The 25330-nt window shown below is 67.4% G+C and carries 7 protein-coding genes and 1 pseudogene; 7 read left to right on the plus strand and 1 reads right to left on the minus strand.

The window, feature by feature from the left end:
• The first annotated feature begins 20 nt into the window (after positions 1-20).
• The 4 genes from QCE83_RS16115 (at position 21) to QCE83_RS16130 (ending at position 6329) form a co-directional block, all read left to right on the plus strand.
• On the plus strand, positions 21-812 hold the full coding sequence (locus tag QCE83_RS16115; RefSeq protein ID WP_309812680.1) for an ATP-binding cassette domain-containing protein: 792 nt from the start codon (positions 21-23) through the stop codon (positions 810-812).
• Positions 809-1750 carry an ABC transporter substrate-binding protein gene (locus QCE83_RS16120; protein ID WP_309812681.1) on the plus strand — a complete coding sequence of 314 codons (942 nt, stop codon included), beginning with the start codon at positions 809-811 and terminating at the stop codon, positions 1748-1750. The genes QCE83_RS16115 and QCE83_RS16120 overlap by 4 nt, the downstream gene beginning before the upstream one ends.
• Position 1751: 1 nt before the next feature.
• Positions 1752-3767, plus strand: a complete 2016-nt coding sequence (fhuB, locus tag QCE83_RS16125; protein WP_309812683.1) for a Fe(3+)-hydroxamate ABC transporter permease FhuB — start codon at positions 1752-1754, stop codon at positions 3765-3767.
• 426 nt (positions 3768-4193) lie between these two features.
• The gene (locus tag QCE83_RS16130) at positions 4194-6329 is read left to right on the plus strand and encodes a TonB-dependent siderophore receptor (protein WP_309812685.1); all 2136 of its coding nucleotides are present in this window, start codon (positions 4194-4196) and stop codon (positions 6327-6329) included.
• Between the two features lie 662 nt (positions 6330-6991).
• On the opposite strand, the pseudogene QCE83_RS35135 reads toward QCE83_RS16130, so the two are convergent.
• Positions 6992-7135: pseudogene (locus QCE83_RS35135) on the minus strand (hypothetical protein); the annotation flags it as partial.
• Positions 7136-8050: 915 nt separating this feature from the next.
• Here QCE83_RS35135 and QCE83_RS16140 point away from each other — a divergent pair.
• Genes QCE83_RS16140 through QCE83_RS16150 form a run of 3 tightly spaced genes read left to right on the plus strand, consistent with a single transcriptional unit; the run spans position 8051 to position 25296 of the window.
• Positions 8051-9058: a YqcI/YcgG family protein gene (locus QCE83_RS16140; RefSeq protein ID WP_404984896.1), complete on the plus strand. Its 1008-nt coding sequence runs from the start codon at positions 8051-8053 to the stop codon at positions 9056-9058.
• A gap of 6 nt (positions 9059-9064) precedes the next feature.
• Entirely contained in the window at positions 9065-17371 is an 8307-nt protein-coding gene (locus QCE83_RS16145) for a non-ribosomal peptide synthetase (RefSeq protein ID WP_309812688.1), read from the plus strand.
• Positions 17372-17373: 2 nt separating this feature from the next.
• Positions 17374-25296 (plus strand): non-ribosomal peptide synthetase, encoded by a 7923-nt coding sequence (locus tag QCE83_RS16150; protein WP_309812690.1) that lies wholly within the window; start codon positions 17374-17376, stop codon positions 25294-25296.
• Positions 25297-25330 lie beyond the last annotated feature (34 nt).

Raw genomic sequence — 25330 nt, forward strand, 5'->3', positions numbered from 1 at the left:
CGAAAAGGCAACATCGGGTCATGCAGCACACAACGGAAGACGCTCTCTACACGCTGTCGAACGTCGATTTCGAAATCGGCGGCAAGCAACTGCTGCACGACATTTCGCTCAGCATCGGCACGGGCGAGGTGGTCGGGCTGATCGGCCATAACGGCTCGGGCAAGACCTCGCTGATCCGGCTGCTCGCGCGGCTCCATCAGCCGACGCGCGGCGCCATCGAGTTCGGCGGCGAGCGGCTCGCCAGCTGGCCGCACCGCAGCTTCGCGCAGCAGGTCGCGCATCTGCCGCAATACACGCCGGCCACCGACGGCCTGCTGGTCCGCGAACTCGTCGCGCTCGGCCGCTATCCGTGGCATGGCGCGCTCGGGCGCTTCACGGCGCAGGACCAGCGGCTGGTGGACGAGGCGATGACCTGGACCGATGTCGCGCATTACGCCGACCGGCCCGTCGACAGTCTCTCGGGCGGCGAGCGCCAGCGCGTGTGGCTCGCGATGCTGATCGCGCAGAACAGTCGCTGCGTGCTGCTCGACGAGCCGACTTCGGCGCTCGACATCAGCCATCAGCTCGAAGTGCTCGGCCTCGTGCGCAAGCTGTGCGACGAGCGCGGCATGACGGCGGTGATCGTGCTGCACGACGTCAACATGGCGACGCGTTTCTGCACGCAGCTCGTCTCATTGCGCGGCGGCAAGCTGCTGATGCAGACCAGCCCGGCCGAGACCATGCGTCCCGATGTGCTGCAAGCCATCTACGGCGTGCCGATGGGCGTCATGACCGATGCCGTCAGCGGTCATCTGATCGGATTCCCGCGATGAAGCGCGTTGCATCGAATCGTCGTCGCTGGCTCGCGACGGCGCTTGCCATGACGGCGGGGCTGGCCGCGCCGTCCGTCTTTGCCGCTGACGTCAACACGCCGCGCCGCATCGTCACGATGAACTGGGAACTGACCGAAACGCTGCTGGCGCTGGGCGTCGCGCCGGTCGGGACGTCGTTGCCGGACTGGTATCGCACGACCATCGTGCAGCCGCCGCTGCCGCAGGGCGTCGCCGATATCGGCTTGCTCTATCAGCCGAACTTCGACGTGCTGCGCATGCTCGACCCCGACCTGTTCGTCATCACGGTCGAACACGCGCCGGCGAAACCGTCGCTGGAGCGTCTCGCGCCGACCATCACGCTCGGCACGTACATGTCGAACCCCGCGCCATACGCCGCCTTGTGCGCCGAAACCGCCGAACTGGCCACGCGTCTGCAACTTCCGGCACGCGCAGCTGCGCTGATCGGCGATGCGCAGCGCACGGCGGATGCGGTGCGGGCGCGGATCGGCGCGCGGCCCGAGTTGACCGCGGCGCCGGTGATCGTCGCGGATCTGGTCGACGACCGGCATCTGCGCGTCTACGGCCAGGGCAGTCTCTTCGATGCGATGCTCACGAAACTCGGTGTCGTCAACGCCGTGAATCCGCCGACGGGCGGCCGCGTGTGGGCCACGCAGGTGGGCGCGGCGATGGTGCCCCTGCAACGGCTGGTGGAAGTACAGCAGGCGAGCCTGCTGCTGGTCGGGCCGGTGGCGGCGCCGGTCGTCGCGCAGCTGGGCTCGAATGAGATCTGGCAGGCGCTGCCGGCGGTGCGTTCGAAGCGCGTCGCCAAGCTCCCGGTAATCGCGCCCTACGGCGGCCTCGTGTCGATGCAGCGCTTCGCGCACGCCATCGACGACGCCCTCACCCTGATTGCGGCGGGAGGCGGCGGTGTCGCGTGACATGACGGCGGTATCCGGACCGCGCGCGCCCCGCGATTTCCGCGTGGCGCTGGTCGGCGTGCTAGGGCTGGTTGCGTTGTGCCTGTCGATTGCCGGCATCCACGGCGAACTGAGCGGCGCATCGTTCTGGTCGACGCTCTTCACGCCCGACCGCACCGACCTGCATCAGGTGCTGGTGCGCGACAGCATGTTGCCGCGCATCGCCATGACGCTGCTATGCGGCAGCGCGCTCGCGTTGGCCGGCACGCTCGCACAGCAGGTGCTGCGCAATCCGCTCGCGGAGCCGATGACGCTTGGCATCTTCCCCGGCGCCTATCTCGCGCTGATGCTCGCCGAGCTGTGGGCGCCTTCGCTGCTGGCGAGCGGACGCATGGCCGTCGCGCTCGGCGGCGGCGCGCTGGCGATGACGCTCGTGTTCGCGCTCGCGTGGCGGCAGCGGATGTCGTCGCTGGCGGTGATCCTGTCGGGCATGATCGTCAATCTCTATTGCGGCGCGATTGCGCTCGGCATCACGCTCGCGCACTTCGACCTGATGCGCGGCCTGATGATCTGGGGCGGCGGCGCGCTCGACCAGACCGGCTGGCACGAGAGCACGCGGTTGTTCGTCGGCGTGCTCGGGTGCTTCGTGCTGACGGCCTTCATGCTGCGTCCGCTCGGCGTGTTCGAGGCCGGCGACTCGACCGTGCAGGGACTCGGCATCGCGTTGCAGCGCACGCGATTCGCGGCCTTGCTGATCGCCGTGGTGCTGACCGCATGCGTGGTGTCGGCGGTGGGCGTGATCGGCTTCGTCGGACTGGCGGCGCCGACGCTCGCGCGGCTCGCGGGCGCGCGGCGGCTGCGTCAGCGGCTCATCTGGGCGCCGTGTCTCGGCGCCGTGCTGCTCTGGTGCACCGATGAAATCGTCCGCGTGATTGCATCGGGCGAACTATTCTCGGCGCATCTGGTGCCGACCGGCACTGTCACCTCCTTGCTCGGCGTGCCGCTGCTGCTCGCGCTGCTGCCGCGTCTGCGCACCCAGCCGGACCTGCATGCGGCGGCCGTCGCGCATGCGCCGCCCGCGAAGCTGGAGCGCCGCCTGCCGTGGGCGTGCGCCGCGCTCGTGGCGGTGCTGGTGCTGTCGTTCTGTGTGTCGCGCGGACTCGACGGCTGGCGCTTCGCCAGCCGCAGCGATCTCGACGCGCTGATGTTCTGGCGCCTGCCGCATACCGTCGCCGCGCTCGCGGCGGGCGTGCTGCTCGCGGTCGCGGGCACGCTGATCCAGCGCGTCACCGCCAATCCGATGGCCAGCCCCGACCTGCTCGGCGTGAGTTCGGGCGGGGCGCTCGGCATCGTGGTCGTGTTGTTCGCGGGTTTGACGCCGTCGCCGGGCGTGCTGTTCGCCGGCTGCCTCGCCGGCGCGATCGTCACGCTGGCGCTGCTGCTGTGGCTCGGATCGAAGGCCGCGTTCGCGCCCGAACGGCTCCTGCTGATCGGCGTGGCCATCAGCGCGCTGTTCCAGGCCGTGGTGGGCGCGCTGCTCGCAAGCGGCGACCCGCGCGGCGGCATGCTGATGAACTTCATCATCGGCTCGACCTATTACGTCGAAGCATCGTCCGCCTACACGGCCGCCGCCATCGCGGTGCTCGGGCTGGCGCTCGCGCCGCTGCTGTCGCGCTGGCTGGAGGCGCTCGGACTCGGCACCCACATGGCCGAAGGACTCGGCGTGCCCGTCACGCGCGCGCGCTTTGCCATCCTGATCGTGGCGGCGCTGCTGACGGCGGCATCGACGTTGATTGTCGGACCGTTGTCGTTCGTCGGGCTGATCGCGCCGCATGTCGCGCGCTATTCGGGCGCGCGCCGTCCCGGCGTGCAGATCTTCGTCGCCGCGATCTTCGGTGCGCTGCTGATGGGCTTCGCAGAATGGCTCGGCCGCCAGCTCATGTTCCCCGAGGAAATGCCCGCGGGTCTGGTCGCTACGCTTATCGGCGGGCCTTATCTGATCGCGCTGACGCTGCGCAAATCCGTGTCAGCCACATGACGAATTTCTCCGGCGCAGGGGATTAGCACGTCGGCTTTTTGAAAGCAAGACATAAACTGTGTCAAGGCTTGCAAATGCGAATCATTCTTGTATAGTGTCGATGTCGAGACGGTAGCGCGCCAGAATTTCACACCGTCTCGTCACGTCGATGACGTGTTCAGCATTCAGCATGACCTGCGCGCGACGCTGTTCCCGGCCATGACGGACAGACGTGCACGCTGTCCCGTGCACGTTGTCCGTTCGGCGCCTCGCTGTATCTCCAGAATCTCAACTTGGCAATCCTGAATACGTCCATCGATGCAATGGACGCCGGGGTTTTCCATGAGTCTTCTTCGAGTTTCCACGGGTTTCCACCATCAGGCAGATGCGATCAGCACAATGAATAACAACAGACAACGGCGCCACGCACCGCGGCCCAACCACCGCTTGCCCGTCCGATCGGGACTCACCCCCATTGCGCTGGCGCTGGTCGCCATGTGGGGCGCGCCCGTGCATGCACAGCAAGCCGCGGACACGCAGCCGTCGAATCGCGACCTGCCTGCCGTCGAAGTGAATGCCACGCCGGATGCCACCACGGAAGGCAGCGGCACCTATTCGGGCCGTACGGCGACGGTCGCGGGCAAGACGGAGCAGTCCATCAAGGAAATTCCGGCATCGGTGTCGGTGCTGACGCGGCAACGCATGGACGACCAGAACCTGACGACCATCCAGGACGCGCTCAAGTACGTGACCGGCGTGGAGTCGGTGGATTACGGCGACGGCACCGCCTACTACAAGGCGCGCGGCAACTTCCTGGGCGTGCAGTTCGACGGCGTGTCGACGCCGGGCGGCCTCCAATATCTGCAACAGTTCGATCTCGCGATGTACGACCGCATCGAAGTGCTGCGCGGCCCGACTGGCGTGATGGACGGCGTGACGGATCCGGGCGGCACGGTGAACTTCGTGCGCAAGCGTCCGCAGGACACCTTCCATGTATCGACGGAAACGCAGGTCGGCTCGTTCGGCAGCTTCCGCCAGGTGCTCGACGTGACCGGCCCGCTCAACAAGGACGGCTCGCTGCGCGGTCGCGCCGTGCTGGTGGGCAGCGACGGCCTGCAGTCGGTGGACCGGACGCGCCAGAAGGAAGTGATGGCCTACGGCGCGCTCGATTACGACATCAGTCCGCGCACCACGTTGTCGCTGTCGGCGGGTTATCAGATCAACCCGATCAACGGCATCGACTACGGCGTGAGCGGCGTGACGGATCCGGACGGCAATCTGCTCGGCCGACTGCAAAGCTCGTACACGCAGAACTTCAGCCCGAGCTGGAACTACTCGTACACGTCGCTGGAAGAAGTGAACGGCAATCTCGTGCATCGCTTCGGGAACGGCTGGAAGTCGAACACGACGCTGTTCTATCGCCACGAACTCACGAAGGCCGACTACGCCTACGCAGGTCCCGGCGCGACCGCCGACGGCCTGAGCTACTACGGCGAGCAACGCCAGCGCAACACCTACAACTGGTGGGGCGTGGACAGCAACGTGAGTGGGCCGATCCAGGCGTTCGGCCAGACCCATACGCTGACCATCGGCGCGAACTATTCGCTGCAGACGGGCACGGCGGAATCGGGTTTCGTCGCGCTGAACGGTCCCTTCGATGGCGAGACCTTCAACGTCTTCGATCCCAACGCGGTGCCGAAGACGGACGTGCCGTTCACGTTCGGCTCGAACAACCGCACCGAGCAGTACGGCATCTATGCCCAGGCGCGCATCAAGCTGCTGACGCCGCTGACGCTCGTGCTCGGCGCACGCGAGGCGTTCCTGCAGGAGACCTCGCAGTCCACCATTCCGACCGTCGAGGACTGGAGCACGCAGGCGCAGGTCAATCACCGCTTCCTGCCGAGCGCGGGCCTGGTGTACGACATCACGCGTTCGCTGACGGCCTATGCCAGCTACTCGCGCTTCCTGACCGCGCAGACCGCGCTGACCTACACGGGCGCGCTGCTGCCGCCGCGTTCGGGTGAGCAATACGAAATCGGCCTGAAGAGCAGCTTCCTGAACAACCGCCTGACGACGACGGCAGCGGCGTTCCACATCAACGACAACAACCGCGCGATTACCGACCCGAACAACCCGACCGGTTCGATCCCGGGCGGCAAGTCGACGGACGAAGGTTTCGAGTTCGAGATTGCGGGCCAGCCGGTGCCGAACTGGAATGTGTATGCGGGCTATACGTACCTGAACGTCAACTACGAGAACGATCAGCCGGATCTGACGACCGGCACCGATCCGAAGCATCTGTTCAAGCTGTGGACGAACTACCTGTTCACGCAGGGCACGCTGCGCGGCTTCTCGGTGGGCGGCGGCATGCTGGCGCAGACACGCATTTCGCGCGGCGTGGAGCAGGGCGCGTACTCGATTTTCAACGCGCAGGTGGGCTATCAGTTCAACAAGCACCTGCAGGCGTCGCTCAACCTGAACAACATCTTCAACCGCGATTACTACATTCGTCCGCCGGGCAACTTCTATAGCGAGTTCGGTCAGCGCCGCAATGTGATGCTGACGGTACGGTCGGATTTTTGAGGACTTGAAGGGCGTGTTGGCCGGCATGCCGCGACATGCCGGCCGACACTCAGCAGCAGCAGATGCAGATCCGGGGAGCCGTGCGAAGTCGGCACGGCTCAACACACGGATGCAACACGTTTCTCTTATCTTCAGTGAGTCAGCCGCAGGAATACGATCATGACGCAACCCTCGTCTTCATTGTTTGACTTCTCACCCTTCGCGGGCCAGAGCGAACGCTATGTCGGCCTCATCAAGCAGTTCGCCGCCGCGCAGCCGTTTCGCAGCGCGGAGGTCAGCGAACTGGTGCTCGACGACGACTACCATCGCCGGCCGTTGCGCCCCGAAGACTTCGAGTTCCTCAAGTTCGCGAAACCGGTGCGCCCGCATAACGTGAGCCGCCTGCCTGCGCTGGCGTCGAACCGTACCTTGCTGTCGATCTACGAACTGGGCACGGCGCGTCTGCCGGCCTCGGCCGCGCCCGCCGACTGGCAACGCTTCGTCGAGTTCTACGGCGACGAGGCGCAGGTGCTCGGCGCACAGATCGCGCCGTTCCTCGAAGCCTACGCGTTCGAGTATCTGTGCCAGGAGCAGGGCGCCGATGCAACGCAAGGACTCGCCCGCATCCTCGATGCCGAACTGCAGTTCTGGGATCAAACGTTTGCGCGGCTGATGCGCAACGATTACCTCGAAGAAGGCTTGCGTTTCATCATGGTGCAGCGCTGGTCGCTGGCGCCGTCGAAGCAGCGCGCGCTGGCGCGGGCGGCGGCGAGCGGGCTGTTCGACATGCTTCCCGCCGACCAGCGTCCCGCGCTCGACACCGATGCAACCGATGCCGCGCTGTACGCGAAAGTGGCGGCATCGTGCGGCGTGACGCGCCAGCAGCATGCGTACTGGCAGTTCTATCTGCCAACCAGCCTGGCCAAGTGCAACCTGCTGTACGCGCTCGCGCGCCGGCCGGATCGCGCGTTCGGCCTGGTGGGCGCGGCATTCGCGGCGGAAGCGGAAGCGCTGGCGTTCAGCATCGCGCTCGAACGCGCGTGCGCGCATCTGAAGCCTGCGAATCGCGGTGATGATGCGCAGTCGCGCAAGGATGCGCTGTTGCGGCGCGGCGCGCAGGCGCTCGAAACCATCGGCGCGGCCTACGGAGCCTCTGCCGTGGCGATGACCGCGCAAGGCATGGCAGCCGGCGAACGGCTGGCCGAACGCGCGCGCTGGGATCTCGGCGAACAATTGCTGTGGCTGTCGTCGATCCGTCATTACGTGGCGTTCGCGCACCGCATCAGCACGCGTATCGACGCCGAATGTCCGGACATCGATCGCGAGACCTTCATCGAGCCGCATGAGATGTGCTCGACCACGCACGTTCACAACGATCACCGGCTCGTGACCATCCAGGAAGGCGAGATGCTCTTCTGGGGCAATCTCGGCATGCAGCTGAAGATGAACGAAGGCGACATGGTGCTGATTCCCGATGGCCGCCTGCATGGTTCGACGGTGGTGTCGGGCGAATGCACCTATCACCAGCCGATCATTCCCGACGACTGGGTCCGCGCGCTGGTCGCGGAGCTCGACGCGAAAGCGTCGGCCTGAACCAAAAGCATCATCCCGGAGCGTCCGGCACAGGACGCCTGTTTCCCTGCAAGAAACGCTTTCATCGACGGGCCGCGGCGTCCGCGGATCGCGCGCGCGTTCGCCCGTGCAAGAAGCAGGGGCGCGCGTGAAGAACGAGGATATCGACGATGCAAAGGAACGAGGAAACAGTGGACGATCAAGCAAAGAGCGTCAATGCTGAAACGCAAGCGGGCGCGCCCGCAGGCAGCGGGTTCGATCCGGGCGACTGGAAGAGCCGCATCATCGCGGGGCGCGCCACGGGTGCGGAGGTGCAGCCGCCCGCGTGGCTCGATGCGTCCTACGAGACGCTGCGCGCGCAGGTCATGGATCCGGCTTATCCGTGCTTCTTCGGCACGATGGCCGAGAAGCGCGGCGAGATGTTTTATTCGTATGTGAACGGCAAGGACATCGGCCAGCTTGCCGCGACCATGCAGACCTTCGCGGAACTGGTCTCGCTGCCGGAGTATCGCAAGAACAATATTGCGGTGTTCTTCGAGCCGGATGCCGAACCGCTGTCGCACGACGCCTATCACGCGTTGTTCTGGAAGATCCTCCAGCATCTGCACGATGTCGATCCGGACCCGCACGCGGACGCGCAGCCGGAGCCGTCGAGCGAGGACTGGGAGTTCTCCTTCGCGGGTGTGGAGACCTTCGTGGTGTGCGCGTGCCCGTCGTTCCGCGCGCGGCACAGCCGCAATCTCGGTCCGGGCATGGTGCTGCTGTTCCAGCCGCGCAGCGTGTTCGTCGACACGATCACCAACAAGGTCATCGGCCGCGAGGCGCGCAATCAGGTGCGCAAGCGTCTGGAGACCTGGGACGAGATCGGCGCGCATCCGGATCTCGGTTTCTTCGGCGATCCGGGCAATCTCGAATGGAAGCAGTACTTCCTCGACGATGCCAACACGCCCGCCGACGACCGTTGTCCGTTCCTCAAGCGCAAGCGCATGGCGCAGCAGGAAGCGCCAGCAGCCGAGACGCGCAAGCCGCCCGCCGATCCCGCGCGCCCGACCTGGTGGCAGCCGCGGCCCGTGTCGCCGGACGAGGCGCGTTATCCGCTGCGTCCGGTGCATCTCGAAGTGGAGCGGCACGCCGTGTCGTACGGCGAGCGGACGGTGCGCGAGTATGACGAGGACTGAAGCGTAATGGCATCACAGGCACAAGGCGCGGACGGGATGGACATGGCTGAGAACATGATTGAGCGGTTGCGGACGCTGGCCGCTTCGCGCGGCACGGACACGGCGCTCGTGACGGTCGATGCGCACGGCGACACGCGTTACGACTACGCGCAACTCGACCGCCGCGCGACCGCGCTGGCGCGCCGTCTGCGTGGCGCGGACGGCTGGACCGAAGGCATGCGCGTGCTGCTGATGATGGATAGCGGCATCGACTACGTGGCCGCGTTCTTCGGCTGCCTGTATGCCGGAGCGACGGCGGTGCCGGCGTATCCGCCGGAGTCGCGGCGCGGCCAGCATCTGGCGCGCTTGCAGGCGATTGCCGCCGATGCCGACGCTGCCTTCATCGTCACGACGGATGCGCTCGAAGCCAGCTTGGGCGACGCCTTCGCCGAGATCGCGCCGCAAGCCATGCGCGTGTCGATGGACGCGCTCGTTGCGGACCCGGACGCGTCTTCGTTCGAGCCGTATCGCGCGGCGCCGGCGGATGTCGCGTTCCTGCAATACACGTCCGGTTCGACCTCGAGCCCCAAGGGCGTGATGGTCACGCACGGCAGCTTGTGGGCGAACGAAGCGGCGATCCGCGCGGGCCTGAGCGTCACGGGCGACGACGTGTTCGTGAGCTGGCTGCCGCTGTATCACGACATGGGGCTGATCGGCACCTTGTCGCAACCGGTGTTCAGCGGCATTCCGCTCGTGCTGATGTCGCCGCAGTACTTTCTCGAGCGGCCGGTGCGCTGGCTCGAAGCGATCGCGCGGCATCGCGGCACCATTTCCGGCGGTCCTGATTTTGCGTATCGGCTGTGTGCGGACCGTGTCGGCGACGAGCAGCGCGATGCGCTCGATCTGTCGAGCTGGCGCGTGGCGTTCTCCGGCTCGGAGCCGGTGCGCAAGCCGACGCTCGATGCGTTCGTCGCACGCTTTGCTTCCGCGCAGTTCGATGCCGGCGCGCTGTTCCCCTGCTACGGCTTGGCCGAAGCGACGCTTTACGTGAGCGGCGTGGCGCGCGGTGCGGGTGCGCGCGCGGCATCGTTTGATCCGGCCGCGATGGAGCAGGGCCGTGTTGCCGTCGCAGCGGGCGAGGCCGATTCCGCCGCGCTGGTGTCGTGCGGCAAGGCCGCGCCGGAGCATGAGATTGCCATCGTCGATACGGACAGCGGCGCGGTGCTCGGGCCGGGCCGGATCGGCGAGATTTGTGTGAGCGGGCCGAGCGTCGCGGCGGGCTACTGGCGGCGCGAGGATGCGAGCGCCTCGGCGTTCAGGACGCGCGGCGGCGTGACCTGGCTGCATACCGGCGATCTCGGTTTCCAGCACGACGGCGAACTGTATGTGGCGGGACGCATCAAGGATCTGCTGATCGTGCGCGGACGCAACCTGTATCCGCAGGATCTCGAACTGGCGATCGAACGCGAGGTCGAGCTCGTGCGGCGCGGCCGGGTGGCGGCGTTCGCTGTCGAGATCGACGGGCAGGCGGGTATCGGCATCGCGGCCGAGGTGTCGCCGAAGATGCGCAAGCTGATCGCGGCGCAGGATATCGCGGCGGCGCTGACGGAAGCCGTCGCGCAGACGTGTGGCGAAACCGCCGGCGCGATCGTGCTGCTCGATCCGGGCGGCTTGCCGAAGACGTCGAGCGGCAAGGTGCAGCGCGCGGCCTGTGCGCTCGGCTGGCAGAAGCGTTCGCTCGACGCGTATGCATGGTTCCTGCAAGGGCGTCGCATCGATAGCGATGAAGCGCCGCAAGCCGCGCTTGTGACGCTGGACGAGATGGAAGCGGCGCTGGCCGTGTTGTGGCGCGACGCGTTGCCCGGCGACGGCGCGCTCGCTGCCGACGCCAACTTCTTCGCGCATGGCGGCAATTCGCTCGCGGCCGTGCAGGTCGCGGCGGCGATCCGCGCGCGCTGGCCGATCGACTTCATGCCGCGCGATGTCTTCGCCGCGCCCGTGTTGCGCGACGCCGCAGCCTGCGTGCGCGAGCGGATGGCACACGCGGCGCAAGGGCAGGCTCAGACTGAAGCACTACCGCTCCTCGACGACGCACAGCGCACCCGTTCGCGCGCTTCGGACGCGCAACGCGGCCTGTGGCTGACGTGGTCGCACGATCCGTCGAGCGCCGCGTACAACATGAGCGGCGTCTTGCGGCTGCACGGCGCGCTGGACGTGGCCGCGCTGCAACGCGCTTTCCAGACGGTCGTGAAGCAGCACGACATCTTGCGCGCGTGCTTCGTGATCGACGATGAAGGCGAGGCAGTGCAGCTCATCGACGACACGCTCGATATCACGCTGGGCCACTCGTGCGATGAAGGCACATTTGAAGCGCTTGCGGACCGCATCGCCCGCGCGCCTTTCGATCTGGAAGCCGGTCCGCTCGTGCGGGCGCATCTGGTCAGCGTGGGCGAGAACGAGCATCGGCTGGTGCTGGCGCTGCATCACATCATCGCGGACGGCTGGTCGGTGAACGTGCTGCTCGCAGCGCTGGCCGATGCGTACTACGCGCGTCCCGAACTCACGCAGCGGCGTGTGCAGTCCGCCGATTACACCGCGTGGAGCCGCGCCTCGGCGGATGCTTCCACGCTTGCCCGTCAACTCGACTACTGGCGCACGCAACTCGCCGCCGACGGCGATCCCGCGCAAGCCGCGCGTCTGTTCCCGGCTGCCGCCGATGCCACGCGTGGCCGCCAGCGCAGCGCAATGTTCGCGCTCGAAGCCGATCTGGCCGACCGCATGCGACGGCTCGCGGGCGAACATCGCGCGTCGTTGTTCATGACGGTGCTGGCCGTGTTCAACGTGGTGCTGCATGAGTTGAGCGGCAAGGACGATATCCGCATCGGCGCGCCGGTGTCGTCGCGCAAGCGGCCCGAGGCGCAGCATCTGATCGGCTATTTCATCGACATGCAGGTGCTGCGTTCGCGCGTCGAACGGCAGCAGGATTTCGGCGCGCTGGTCGATGCCGCGCGTGAAACCGTTCTTGCGGCACAGGAGCATCAGGACGTGCCGTTCGACCGGCTGATGAGCGCCTTGCTGCCGAAGCGCGCGCAAGCCGGCGACGCGCTGTTCCAGGTGAAGCTTACCGAACAGCGTCCGTTCGCGGCGCATGGGTTCGCACCGCTCGATGCGTCCCTGCACGTGCTGCTGAACGATGCACCGCACTTCGACCTCGCCGTCGATTTCACCGATACCGGCGCGCAGATCGATTTCCTCGTCGCCTATGACGATGCCGTGTTCGATGCCGCGTTCATCGCGCGTCTGACCCGGCTGTTCGCGACATTGGCGCAACGCCTGACCGATGCGCCGCAGGAGGCGATCGGACGCCATCTGGACGAAGCGCCGTCAGCGGACGTGCTGACCATGTGGGCCGACAGCGTCGCGCGTCATCCGGACAAGATCGCCTTGCGCGATGGCGCACGCAGCGCGACCTTCGCCGAACTCGACGCCGCCGCCAGCGTGCTCGCCGCCCGTCTCATCGATCATGGTGCGGTGAGGGAAGTGCGGGTCGGCGTGCTGGCGGAGCGGTCGATCGAGCATGTGCTCGGCATGCTGGCCGCGCTGAAGGCGGGCGCGACCTGGGTGCCGCTCGATCCGTCCGCGCCCGCCGCGCGCCTGAGCGCCCAGTTGCGCGATTGCGGCGCGCGAGTGCTGCTGCATGCCGCCGCGTTGCCCGAGGGGCTGGACACGGCGCAGGCCGTGCTGCTCGGCGTGAGCTTCGCCGCAGGCGAGAACACGCAAGCCAAGTTGCCGTGCGTCGTTCATCCCGATCAGGCCGCGTACATGATCTACACGTCGGGTTCGACGGGCGAGCCGAAGGGCGTTGTGGTCTCGCATCGCGCGCTCGGCAGCTATGTGCGCGGCATGCTGGACACGCTGCGCGCGAGCCCCGACGCGTCCTTCGCGATGGTCTCGACACCCGCCGCCGATCTCGGCCATACCGTGCTGTTCGGCGCGTTGTGCTCGGCGCGCACGCTGCATCTGCTCGCACCGGAACTGGCCTTCAATCCCGATCAGTTCGCGCGCTATATGGCGGAACATGAAGTGGGCGTGCTGAAGATCGTGCCGGGGCATCTGTCGGCGTTGCTGAGCGCGGCGTGTCCGCGCGACGTGCTGCCGTGGGATGCGTTGATCGTCGGCGGCGAGACGACTTCCGCTGCGTTGCTCTCGCGTCTGCAGGCGCTCGAACCCGCGTGCCGCATCTTCAATCACTATGGTCCGACGGAAACGACGGTGGGCGTCGCGATGTACGCGCAGCGCGGCCCGCTCGACGCACAACGCGATCTGCCGCTCGGTGCCGCGCTGCCCGGCGCGCGCCTTCACGTGCTCGACGACGCTCTCCAGCCTGTCGAACCGGGTGCGATCGGCGAACTGTACGTGGGTGGACCGAGCGTCGCGCGGGGCTATCACGGCCGTGCCGCGCTGAGCGCGGAGCGCTTCGTGCCGGATCCGTTCGCTTCGGGCGAGCGGCTGTATCGGACGGGGGATCGCGTGCGGATCCACGCGGACGGCATGCTCGACTATCTCGGCCGCGCGGACGATCAGTTGAAGGTCAGGGGCTATCGCGTGGAACCGGCGGAGGTGGAGCGCGCGCTGCGGCGTGTGGAAGGCGTCCGCGAAGCTGCGGTGTTCGGGCATGACGCGGCGGGCGGCTTGCGCCTCGCGGCCATCGTGACCGGCGATGCAACGGCGGACACGGTGCGCGGCGCGCTCGCGGCATGGCTGCCGGAGTACATGGTGCCTGCCGATATCGTCACCGTCGCGGCCTTGCCGCTGAACGCCAACGGCAAGCTCGACCGTTTGGCTTTGCGGACGCTGTTGCCAACGGTGTCGGAGAGCGCGCCTGCGGACGCCGCCGATGCACCGCACGGCGCAACCGAAGTCGCGCTCGCGCAGATCTGGGCCGAGGTGATCGGCATGGAGCCTGGATCGATCAGCCGGCATCGCAACTTCTTCGAATCGGGCGGCGACTCGATTCTCGGTCTCAAGGTGGTGGCGAAAGCCCGCAAGGCCAGGCTGTCGATCACGCCGAAGCTGCTGTTCCAGCGGCTCACGCTGGCGCAACTGGCGGCGCGGCTCGATGAGGCGTCGGCCGTCAAGGCGGCGCCGCAGAGCACGATTCCGCGCCTGCCTGATGCAGCGCGCGGGCGCACGCTCGCTTCGCATGCGCAGCAGCGTCAGTGGTTCATGTGGCAACTGGCGCCGGAGAGCAGCGCGTATCACGTGGCGGGCGGGCTGTGGCTGAGTGGTGACGTGGATGCGTCTGCATTGCGTGCGAGTGTCGAGGCGATCGTCGCGCGGCATGAGGTGCTGCGTACGCGCTTCGTTGCCGATGATGCGGGTCACGTGCAGCAATGGATCGAGCCGCAAGGAACGCTGGACTGGCAGGAAGCGTCACTGCCGGCGACGCAGATCGATGACGCAGCACGCTTGCTCGCGAGCCGTCCGTTCGATCTGGCGCAAGGGCCGTTGCTGCGCGCAGGGCTTTTTCACACGCAAGAAGAGGGCAAAAGCCTGTTCGTGCTGGCGATGCATCACATCGTGTCGGATGGTTGGTCAGTGCGTGTGCTGCTCGAAGAACTGGTGGCGCATTACCGTGCAGCGGTGCTGAAAGAACCGCTGAAGCTGTCGGCGCTGCCGGTGCAATACGCGGACTATGCGGCATGGCAACGCGACTGGTTGGAAGCAGGCGAACGCGAACAGCAATTGACCTACTGGCGCAAGGCGCTGGGCGATACGCAGCCCGTGCTGGCGCTGCCCACCGACTCGCCGCGTCAGGCGAATGCATCGTATCGCGCGGCGCGGTATCGGCTGCGCATGCCTCAAGCGCTCTCGCAAGCAGTGAAGTCGCGCGCTCAAGGCACGTCCACGACGCCGTTCATGGTGCTGCTCGCGGCGTTCCAGGCGCTGTTGCATCGCTATACGGGACAGGAAGATATCCGCATCGGCGTGCCGGTGGCGAACCGCCATCGCGTGGAAACGGAAGGTCTGATCGGCTTCTTCGTGAACACGCAGGTTTTGCGTGCAGAGATCGACGGCGAAGCAAGCCTCGAAGCGCTGCTGCAACAAACCCGCCAGACGACGCTCGACGCACAAGCACATCAAGACCTCCCCTTCGACGTACTGGTCGACGCACTGCGTCCCGAACGCAGCCTGAGCCACACGCCGTTGTTCCAGGTGATGTTCAACCATCAGCGCAGCGACTGGCGCGTGCTGGAACAGCTTCCGGGCCTGACCATCGAGCTGTACCCGCTCCCGGCCCCGATGGCGCAATTCGAATTGCTGCTCGACACGCGCGAGGAACCGGACGGCACGCTATCGTTGGAACTGACCTACGCGCGCGAACTCTTCGACGAACCGACCATCGCTCGTCTCGCGCAGCATTACCAACGGATACTCGCGGCGTTCGCAGACGCTGCGGCGAGCCACCAAAGCGTCGGCGAGATCGCGATGGTGGACGAAGCCGAAGCCGCCACGCTCGCGCGCTGGAGCGTGAACCCGGCACACAACGAAGGCGCCGAGCCCGTCTTCCGCGCGTTCGAGCGTCATGCAGAGCGTCATCCGGACGACATCGCCCTGCTGCTCGACGACGCCACCCTGACCTACGGCGAACTTAACGCTCGCGCCAACCGGCTCGCGCACTGGCTGCTCGCGCAGGGCGTCGGCGTGGAAACGCGCGTCGGCATCGCGGCGCTGCGCTCTTTCGATCTGCTCGTCGCGCTGTATGCCATCGTCAAGGCGGGCGCGGCCTATGTGCCGCTCGATCCGTCCTATCCGGCCGATCGCCTCGCCTACATGATCGGCGACAGCTGGCCGCAACTGGTGCTGCATCAGCGCGGCATCGAACTGCCCGCGCTGGATGGCGGCGTGCCGTGCTTCGTGCTCGAGGACATCGATACACGCGCCTGTCCCGCGCACAACCCGGATGCCGTGCTGCACGGCGCCAATCTCGCCTACCTGATCTACACGTCCGGTTCGACGGGCCGGCCGAAGGGCGTGGGCAACCGTCACGATGCGCTGTACAACCGGCTCGAATGGATGCAGCGTGCCTATGCGCTGCGACGCGGCGAAACCGTGTTGCAGAAGACGCCGTTCAGCTTCGACGTTTCGGTGTGGGAGTTCTTCTGGCCGTTGCGCATCGGCGCACGGCTGGCCATCGCCGCGCCCGACGCGCATCGCGATCCGGCGCTGCTCGCCGCGACGATGCGTCGCCATGCGGTGAGCACGCTGCATTTCGTGCCGTCGATGTTGCAGGCCTTCATCGACAGCGGCGCGGCATCGGGTTGCGGCGAGTCGCTGACGCGCATCGTGTGCAGCGGCGAGGCGCTGTCCGCCGGCTTGCGCCAGTCGACGGCGCACGCGTTGCCTTCGGTGGCGCTGCACAACCTCTACGGCCCGACGGAAGCGGCCATCGACGTGACCGCGTGGACTTGCGTTGACGAAGCGGCGCGCGCGGTGCCGATCGGCCGTCCTATCGACGCGACGCAGACCTGGGTGCTGGACGCGCGCCTGTCGCCGGTGCCGCCGGGCGTGCCGGGCGAACTGTATCTGGGCGGCGCTAACCTCGCGCGCGGCTATCTGGGCCGGGCGGCGCTGACCGCCGAACGTTTCGTGCCCGATCCGTTCGGCGCGGACGGCGCGCGCCTGTACCGCACCGGCGATGTCGTGCGCTGGCGCGAAGACGGCGCGCTCGACTATCTGGGCCGCGTTGATCATCAGGTGAAGATTCGCGGCTTGCGTATCGAGCTGGGCGAGATCGAGTCGGCCTTGCTCGGGCAGGGCGTGCGCGAAGCGGTGGTGATGGCGCGCGATGATCGGCTCATCGCGTGGGTGACGGGCGCCGTGTCCGATGCCGATGCCCTGCGCATCGCGCTCGCGCGGACCTTGCCGGACTACATGGTGCCGTGGCGCATCGTGCCGGTCGATGTGATGCCGCTCAACGCCAACGGCAAGGTGGACCGGCATGCGCTGCCGCAACCCGCGTTCGACGATGCCGCGCCTTTCGAAGCGCCGCACGAGGGCATCGAGACGGAACTGGCGGCGGTGTGGTCGACGCTGCTGGGCGTCGAGCGGATTGGACGCCACGATGATTTCTTCGATCTGGGCGGGCATTCGCTGCTCGCGGTGCAGCTGAACGCGCGCATCGGTCTCGATCTGGGCGCGAGCCTGCCGCTCGCCACGCTGTTCAATGCGCCGACGCTGGCCGCGCAAGCCGCGCTGGTGGCGCAGACGCGCTCCGCGCAGCCTTCCGACGACGCGCTGAGCCGCCTGGATCTCTTCATGGATACGCTGTGAGCATGGCTATGGACAAGGACGCGGCGCGACGCATTGCCGAACGTTTTATCGAACTGACGCCGGAGAAGCGGCGCGTGTTCTGGCAGAAGATGAACGAGCAGGGCGTGGCGCCCGCGCAGTTCCCGATCCTGCCGCGCGCGCGTCAGGCGGGGCAGGGCGTGGCGGCTTCGCATGCGCAGCAGCGTCAGTGGTTCATGTGGCAACTGGCGCCGGAGAGCAGCGCTTATCACGTGGCGGGCGGGTTATGGCTGAGTGATGACGTGGATGCGTCTGCATTGCGTGCGAGTGTCGAGGCGATCGTCGCGCGGCATGAGGTTTTGCGCACGCGCTTCGTTGCTGATGACGCGGGTCAGGTGCAGCAGTGGATCGAACCGCAGGGAACGCTTGACTGGCAAGAGGCGTCACTGCCGGCGAAGCAGATCGATGACGCAGCGCGTGTGCTCGCGAGCCGTCCGTTCGATCTGGCGCAAGGGCCGTTGCTGCGTGCAGGGCTTTTTCACACGCAAGAAGAGGGGAAAAGCCTGTTCGTGCTGGCGATGCATCACATCGTCTCGGATGGCTGGTCGGTGCGCGTGCTGCTCGAGGAACTGGTGGCGCATTACCGCGCAGCGGTGCGGAACGAACCGTTGAAGCTGGCGGCATTGCCGGTGCAGTACGCGGACTATGCGGCATGGCAGCGCGACTGGCTGGAAGCAGGCGAACGCGAACAGCAATTGACCTACTGGCGCAAGGCGCTGGGCGATACACAACCGGTGCTGGCACTGCCCACCGACTCGCCGCGTCAGGCGAATGCGTCGTATCGTGCGGCGCGGTATCGGCTGCGCATGCCAGAAGCGCTTTCGCAAGCAGTGAAGTCGCGCGCACAAGGCACGTCGACGACGCCGTTCATGGTGCTGCTCGCGGCGTTTCAGGCGCTGTTGCATCGCTATACGGGACAGGAAGATATCCGTATCGGCGTGCCGGTGGCGAACCGACATCGCGTGGAAACGGAAGGTCTGATTGGCTTCTTCGTGAACACGCAGGTCTTGCGCGCAGAGATCGATGGCGAAGCAAGCCTCGAAGCGCTTCTGCAACAAACCCGCCAGACGACGCTCGACGCACAAGCGCATCAAGACCTCCCTTTCGACGTACTGGTCGACGCGCTGCGTCCCGAACGCAGTCTGAGCCACACGCCGCTGTTCCAGGTGATGTTCAACCATCAGCGCAGCGACTGGCGCGTGCTGGAACAGCTCCCGGGCCTGAGCATCGAGCCCTACGCCCTGCCCGACGAAGCGGCGCTGTTCGAACTGACGCTGAACATCGTCGAATCGACGGACGGCACGCTTGAAGCGGAATTCATCTACGCCGACGAACTGTTCGATGCCGCGAGCATCGAGCGTCTCGGCGCGCATTACGCGAACGTGCTGCGCGCGCTGACGGATGACCCGGCGCAGCGCATCGGCGAGATTGCCTTGCTTGACGCGGCGCAATGGCGGCAACTGCGCGAATGGGGCGGCGCCTCCACTCAAGCACAAGAAACCAACGACTTCATTCACCGACGCATCGCCGCCTGTGCACAGGCCACGCCGGACGCGCTCGCCGTCACCGGCATCGACGGCCGGATGACCTATGCCGAACTCGATCGTCGCGCGAACCGTCTGGCGGCGCGTCTGATGCGCGAGGGCGTCGGTCCCGAAGTGCGTGTCGGCCTGGCCATGTCGCGGACCGCCGGCCTGACGGCCGCGATGCTCGGCATCCTGAAAGCGGGCGGCGCGTATTTGCCGCTCGACCCGGCGTACCCGCTCGCGCGCCTCACGCACATGGCAGACGACAGCGCCATCGCGCTGCTGCTCGTCGACGATGCGTCGGAAGCGCACATGCGCGACGCCTGTAGCGTGCCCGTGCTGAACCTCGACACGCTCGACCTGTCCGTCGAACCCGACACCGATCCCGCGCCCGCCCTGCATCCCGACAACCTTGCGTATGTCGTGTACACGTCGGGCACGACGGGCCGACCGAAGGGCGTCGCGGTGGCGCATGGCGCGCTGGCGTCGCACTGCCGGGCGATCGGCGAACTGTTCGGCTATGACGCGTCGGACTGCTGCCTGCATTTCGCGTCGATCAGTTTCGATGTCGCCGCCGAAGAGCTATGGGTGCCGCTCACGCGCGGCGCCTCGGTCCTGATGCGCGACGACGAAGTGTGGCCGGCCGGGCGGCTGGTCGATGAAATCTGCACGCACGGCGTCACGTCGCTCAACGTGCCGCCGGCCTATATCGATGCCTTTGCGCGCGAAACGGCGGCGGGCGCGGTGAGCGTGCGGACCTGCATCGTCGGCGGCGAGGCGTGGTCGCGCGCGGGTTTCGATGCCGTGCGCGAACGGCTCGCGCCGCAGCGCATCTTCAACGCCTACGGTCCGTCGGAAACCGTCATCACGCCGACCGTCTGGCAAGCCGATGAGCACGCGTTCGACAGCGCCTATGCGCCGATCGGCCGGCCCGTCGGCGCGCGCAGCGCCTGGGTGCTGGATGCGCGCAAGAACCCGGTGCCGCCAGGCGTGCCGGGCGAACTGCATATCGGCGGCGCGGCGCTGGCGCGCGGCTATCTCGGCCAGCCCGGCATGAGCGCGGCGCGCTTCGTGGCGGACCCGTTTTCCGACACGCCCGGCGCGCGCCTTTACTGCACCGGTGATCTGGTGCGCTGGCGCGCCGATGGTCAGCTCGAATACCTCGGCCGCCTCGACGAACAGGTGAAGGTGCGCGGCTTCCGGATCGAACCCGGCGAGATCGAGGCGCGGCTGCGCATGCAGGACGGCGTCGCGGAGGCGGTCGTGGTCGCGCTGGATGCAGCCGACGGCACGGCGTCCAGACGTCTTGCAGCGTATGTCACGGCAGCAGCGGGACAGCCACTCGACCCGGCCACCCTGCGCGCGACGCTCGGCGCCACGCTGCCCGACTACATGGTGCCGACCTGGCTGACCGTGCTGGACGCACTGCCGCTGACGCCGAACGGCAAGGTCGACCGGCGCGCGCTGCCTGCGCCGGAGATCGTCGCGGCGCCGCTCTCCGAAGCGCCCCAGGGCGCAACGGAAGTCACGCTCGCCGAAATCTGGTCGCAGTTGCTGCGGCGCGAGGGCATCGGACGTCACGAGAACTTCTTCGAGCTGGGCGGCGATTCGATCATGGGCTTGCAGATCGTCGCGCGTGCGCGGCGCGCGGGCCTCGGCCTCAGCGCACGACAGATCTTCGAGCAGCAGACCATCGCGCAACTGGCGAGCGTCGTCACGCCGCTCGATGCATCGCCCGACGAAGCCGCGCTGCCGGATTCGACGGTGGACACGAGCGCGCCCGTCCCCTTGCTGCCGATCCAGGCGTGGTTCTTCAGCGAAGCATTCGCGGCGCGCGATCACTTCAATCAGGCCGTGCTGCTTGACGTGGGCCGCACGCTGGATACCGGCGCGCTGCAAGACGCGCTGAGCGCGGTGGTCGCGCATCACGACAGCCTGCGCGTGCGCTTCGAGCCGTGCGATTCGGGCTGGCGTCAGCGCTATGCCATGGAGGATGAAGCCGCGCCGTCGCTCGACGTCATCGAAAACGTGGCGCTCGCGGAGATCGAGAAGCATTGCGACGCAGCTCAGGCCAGTCTCGACATCGAGCATGGCCCGCTGCTTCGCGCGCTCGCGCTCGGCATCGAAGACGGGACGTGGCGGCTGTTCATCGCGATCCATCATCTGGTCGTCGATACCGTGTCGTGGCGCATTCTCATCGACGACCTGCAACGCGTTCACGCGCAGCGCGTGCGCGGCGAAGCGGCCACGCTGCCCGAACGCACGACCTCGTGCCAGGCCTTCGCACGCCAGTTGCACGAAGCGGCGCGCACGCCGGACGTCGAGCGCGATCTCACGCACTGGCAACGCCTCGCCGACGTGCCCGCCGCCTTGCCGCCGGGTATGCGGCAAGCGCCTGGCGTGCCGCAGCGCGCCGTCGTGCAGTTCGATCGCGCGACGACGCGGCGTCTGCAACAGGACGCATCGGCGGCATATCGGACGCAACTCGTCGATCTGCTGTTGCTCGCCACGGGCCGCGCGTTGTGCGCGTTCGCTGGCGGCGCGGCGTTGCGTATCGACCTCGAAGGTCACGGACGCGAGCCGCTGTCCGGCCACGCCGACCTCAGCCGCACGGTCGGCTGGCTGACGAGCGTCTATCCGTTCGAACTCGCGCCGACCGGCGAGCCCGGTGCGGCGCTCAAGCGCGTGAAGGAAGCGCGCCGTGCGGTGCCGCATCGCGGCATGAGCTTCAACCTGCTCAAGTATCTCGGTGCGCCGTCGAGTCGCGCGGCGCTGGCGGGCATCGGTCACGCGGACGTACTGTTCAACTATCTCGGCCAGTTCGACGACGACCACTCCGGCCAAGGCTGGCAACTCGCCACGGAGGCGAGCGGGCGCACGTCGAGCGAACTGAATCGCGCGACGCATGCGCTGGAGATCTCGGCGCAGGTTCATCGGGGCGCACTGTCGCTCACGCTGCTGCATCCGCGCGGCGACCGCTACGACGCAGCCACGCTGACGACGCTCGCCGACGCGCTGCAGCGCGAACTGCTGGCCGCGCTGGCGCACTGCGAGAGCGGTGCGTCCGGGCTGACGCCTTCCGATGTGCCGCTGGCGGGCATCGACCAGGCGCGTCTCGACGCGTTGCCGGTGCGTGCCGCCGACGTCGCGGACCTGTATCCGCTCGCGCCGATGCAGACGGGCATCGTGTTCCACAGCCTGCTCGGACAGCAGCCGGGCGCGTACGTGAACCAGTTGCGCGTGGATATCGGCCGGCTGGATGGCGCGCGTTTCGAAGCGGCTTGGGCTGCCGTTGCCGCGCGTCACGACACCTTGCGCACCGGTTTCCTCTCCTTCGACGATGCCCCGCGTCAATGGGTGGCGCGCAGCATCGCGACGCCGTTCTTCACCGAGGACTGGCGGAACGAAGCAGCATCGACACTCGATGCGCGTCTCGACCGTTTCGCCGCCGCGCGCGTGGCGCAGGGTTTCGATCTGGCGCGCGCGCCGTTGTGGCGGGTGGACGTGCTGCGCACGGACGCGGATCGGCATCATTTCGTGTGGACGTTCCATCACGCACTGCTCGATGGCTGGAGCGCCGCGCAGTTGCTCGCCGAAGTGCTGGCGACGTATGAGGGACGACCGGCTACCGGCGTGCCGGGACGCTATCGGGACTTCATCGCGTGGCTGGGCCAGCGGCCTCAGACTGTCGGCGAGACCTGGTGGCGCGAGCAACTCGGCGCGCTCGAAGGCCCGACGCTGCTGAGCCATGCACTGCCCGCACCTTCACACGCCGATGCAGCAAGCGCCGCGTCATACGGCACGCATGCGCTGACGTGGGACGCCGCGCGCGCCGCGTCGCTCGGCCGCTTTGCGAAGTCCCGCCGCGTGACGCCGAACACGCTGGTGCAGGCCGCGTGGCTCGTGCTGCTGCAACGCTACACGGGGCAGCGCGCGGTGAGCTTCGGCGCGACCGTTGCGGGCCGTCCGGAAGCGCTCGCGGGCGCGGACCGTACGCTCGGCCTGTTCGTCAACACCATTCCAGTGATCGGCGCGCCGGATCCCGCGACGAGTGTCTCGACGTGGCTCGAACGCGTGCAGCGGCAGGGCGTCGCGGCGCGCGAGCACGAACACGTCGCGCTCTACCACATCCAGCGCTGGGCGCGTATCGAAGGCGGACAGGCGCTGTTCGACAGCATCGTCGTGTTCGAGAACTATCCGGTCGATGACATCCTCCACGCTTCCGGCGCGCGCGAGTTGCAGTTCTCCGGCTTGCGCAACGAAGACCGCACGAGTTATCCGCTGACGCTGTCCGTCACGCAGGGCAGGGCGGGCGAGGAAGCGCTGCGCATCGACTTCGACTACGCCAGCGATATCTTCGATGCCGCGCAGATCGCGCGTATGGCCGCGCATCTGTCGGCGCTGCTCGATGCGTTCATCGCCGCGCCGGATGCGCCGCTTGGGGCGCTCGACATGCTGGCCCCCGGTGAGCGCGCGCAACTGGAAAGCTGGGGCAGCGCGCCCGATGTTGCAGCGTCCGCGCCCGTGCATCTGCGCATCGCGCAACAGGCCGCGCGCGCGCCGGATAGGCAAGCGCTGGTGCTCGATGACGAATCGATCGACTACGGCACGCTCGACCGCCGCGCCGAACGCGTCGCACATCATCTGCGCGCGGCGGGCGTCGGGCCCGAAGCGCGCGTGGGCGTGCTGATCGAGCGTTCGCTGACGATGATCGTCGCGATTCTCGGCGTGCTGAAGGCGGGCGGCGCGTATGTGCCGCTCGATCCGTCGTATCCGGCGGAGCGTCTCGCGTTCATGATCGAGGACAGCGGCATCGCGGTGGCGCTGACTGCGCCCACGGAAGAGACCTCGGATGTACCGGTCGACGCGCTCGCGCGCCTCGGCGTCAGGACACTGGACGTGCATCGCATGACGGAGGACGGTGCAACGCCTTCAACAGCGCCCGCTGCAATTGTGCCGTCCCAGTTGGCCTACGTGATCTACACATCAGGCTCGACCGGCCGGCCGAAGGGCGTCGGCATCACGCACGACGGGCTGGCGCGTCATACAGATGTTTCGATCGGCATGTTCGGCATCACGTCGCGGGACCGCGTGCTGCAATTCTCGACTTTCAACTTCGACGGCTTCGTCGAACAGGTCTTTCCGACGCTCGCCGCCGGCGCGACGCTGATCCTGCGCGGACCGGAGCTATGGAGCAGCGAGCGCTTCCTCGAACAGGTGGCGCAGCAGCGCATCACCGTCGCCGACCTGACCACGGCGTACTGGAACGCGCTTGCACAGGACTTCGCCGAACGCGGCGCGGATGCGGTGCGCGCGCGCTGCGGCACGCTGCGGCGCGTGCATGCGGGCGGCGAAGCCATGCCCGCCGACGGCGTGCGGGCATGGCGCGAGGCGGGCCTTGCGCATGTCGCGCTGGCGAATACCTATGGTCCGAGCGAAGCAGTCGTCACGGCCACTTTGTTCGACTGCACGCCCTACGTGCGCAACGACGCATCCATACCCGCGCAGATTCCACTCGGCACGCCGCTCGACGGACGCACGCTGTACGTGCTCGACCCGCAACTCAATCTCGTGCCGATGGGCGCAGCGGGCGAGCTGTGCATCGGCGGGGCGCTGCTTGCACGCGGCTATCTCGGGCGCTCGGGACTCACCGCGACCCGCTTCATCGCCGATCCGCATGCGCGCACGCCGGGCGCACGGCTGTATCGCACCGGCGACGTGGTCCGCTGGAACGCCGACGGCACGCTCGCCTATCTCGGCCGCACGGATCATCAGGTCAAGGTGCGAGGCTTTCGCGTCGAACTGGGCGAGATCGAAGCACTGCTCGCCCAGCAGCCGAACGTGCGCGAGGCGGCGGTCATCACGCGCGACGGTCCCACCGGCGTGCGCGTGCTGGCCTATGCGGTGGCAGCGGCGGGCGCGGCGCTCGATGGGCGGCAACTGCGGGAGCAACTCGCCGCGAGCCTGCCGGACTACATGGTCCCCGCCGCCGTGACGGTGCTCGACCGCATGCCGCTCAACCCGAATGGCAAGATAGACCGGCATGCGCTGCCTGCGCCGGCCGTGTTGTCGTCGGCTGCGTTGGCCGATCCGCCCGAAGGCGAGATGGAAACCGCGCTGGCCGAAGTCTGGTCGGGCGTGCTGGACGTGTCGCCGGTGCGGCGCTCCGACCGCTTCTTCGAACTGGGCGGCCATTCGCTCGCGGCCATGCAGGTGCAGTCCGCGTTGCGGGCAAAGCTCGGCATCGACGCGCCGCTCGCCGACCTGATGCGCAATCAGCCGCTGCATGAACTCGCGGCCGCGCTGGACGCACTGAAACACTCCGTTGCTGATGACGCGGCGATGGCCGGCGCAATGCGCGATATCCTTGCGCAGTTGTGACGGTGCGCACGTGAACACCGAACAGATAACAAGT

Origin of the sequence: Caballeronia sp. LZ034LL, assembly GCF_031451215.1 — a bacterium.
Taxonomy (GTDB): domain Bacteria; phylum Pseudomonadota; class Gammaproteobacteria; order Burkholderiales; family Burkholderiaceae; genus Caballeronia.

Excerpts from the sequence above, each read along its gene's own strand:
- QCE83_RS16115 (WP_309812680.1), top strand. The coding sequence starts at position 21 with ATGCAGCACACAACGGAAGACGCTCTCTACACGCTGTCGAACGTCGAT.
- fhuB (WP_309812683.1), top strand. The coding sequence starts at position 1,752 with ATGACGGCGGTATCCGGACCGCGCGCGCCCCGCGATTTCCGCGTGGCG.
- QCE83_RS16120 (WP_309812681.1), top strand. The coding sequence starts at position 809 with ATGAAGCGCGTTGCATCGAATCGTCGTCGCTGGCTCGCGACGGCGCTT.
- QCE83_RS16140 (WP_404984896.1), top strand. The coding sequence starts at position 8,051 with ATGCAAAGGAACGAGGAAACAGTGGACGATCAAGCAAAGAGCGTCAAT.
- QCE83_RS16150 (WP_309812690.1), top strand. The coding sequence starts at position 17,374 with ATGGCTATGGACAAGGACGCGGCGCGACGCATTGCCGAACGTTTTATC.
- QCE83_RS16145 (WP_309812688.1), top strand. The coding sequence starts at position 9,065 with ATGGCATCACAGGCACAAGGCGCGGACGGGATGGACATGGCTGAGAAC.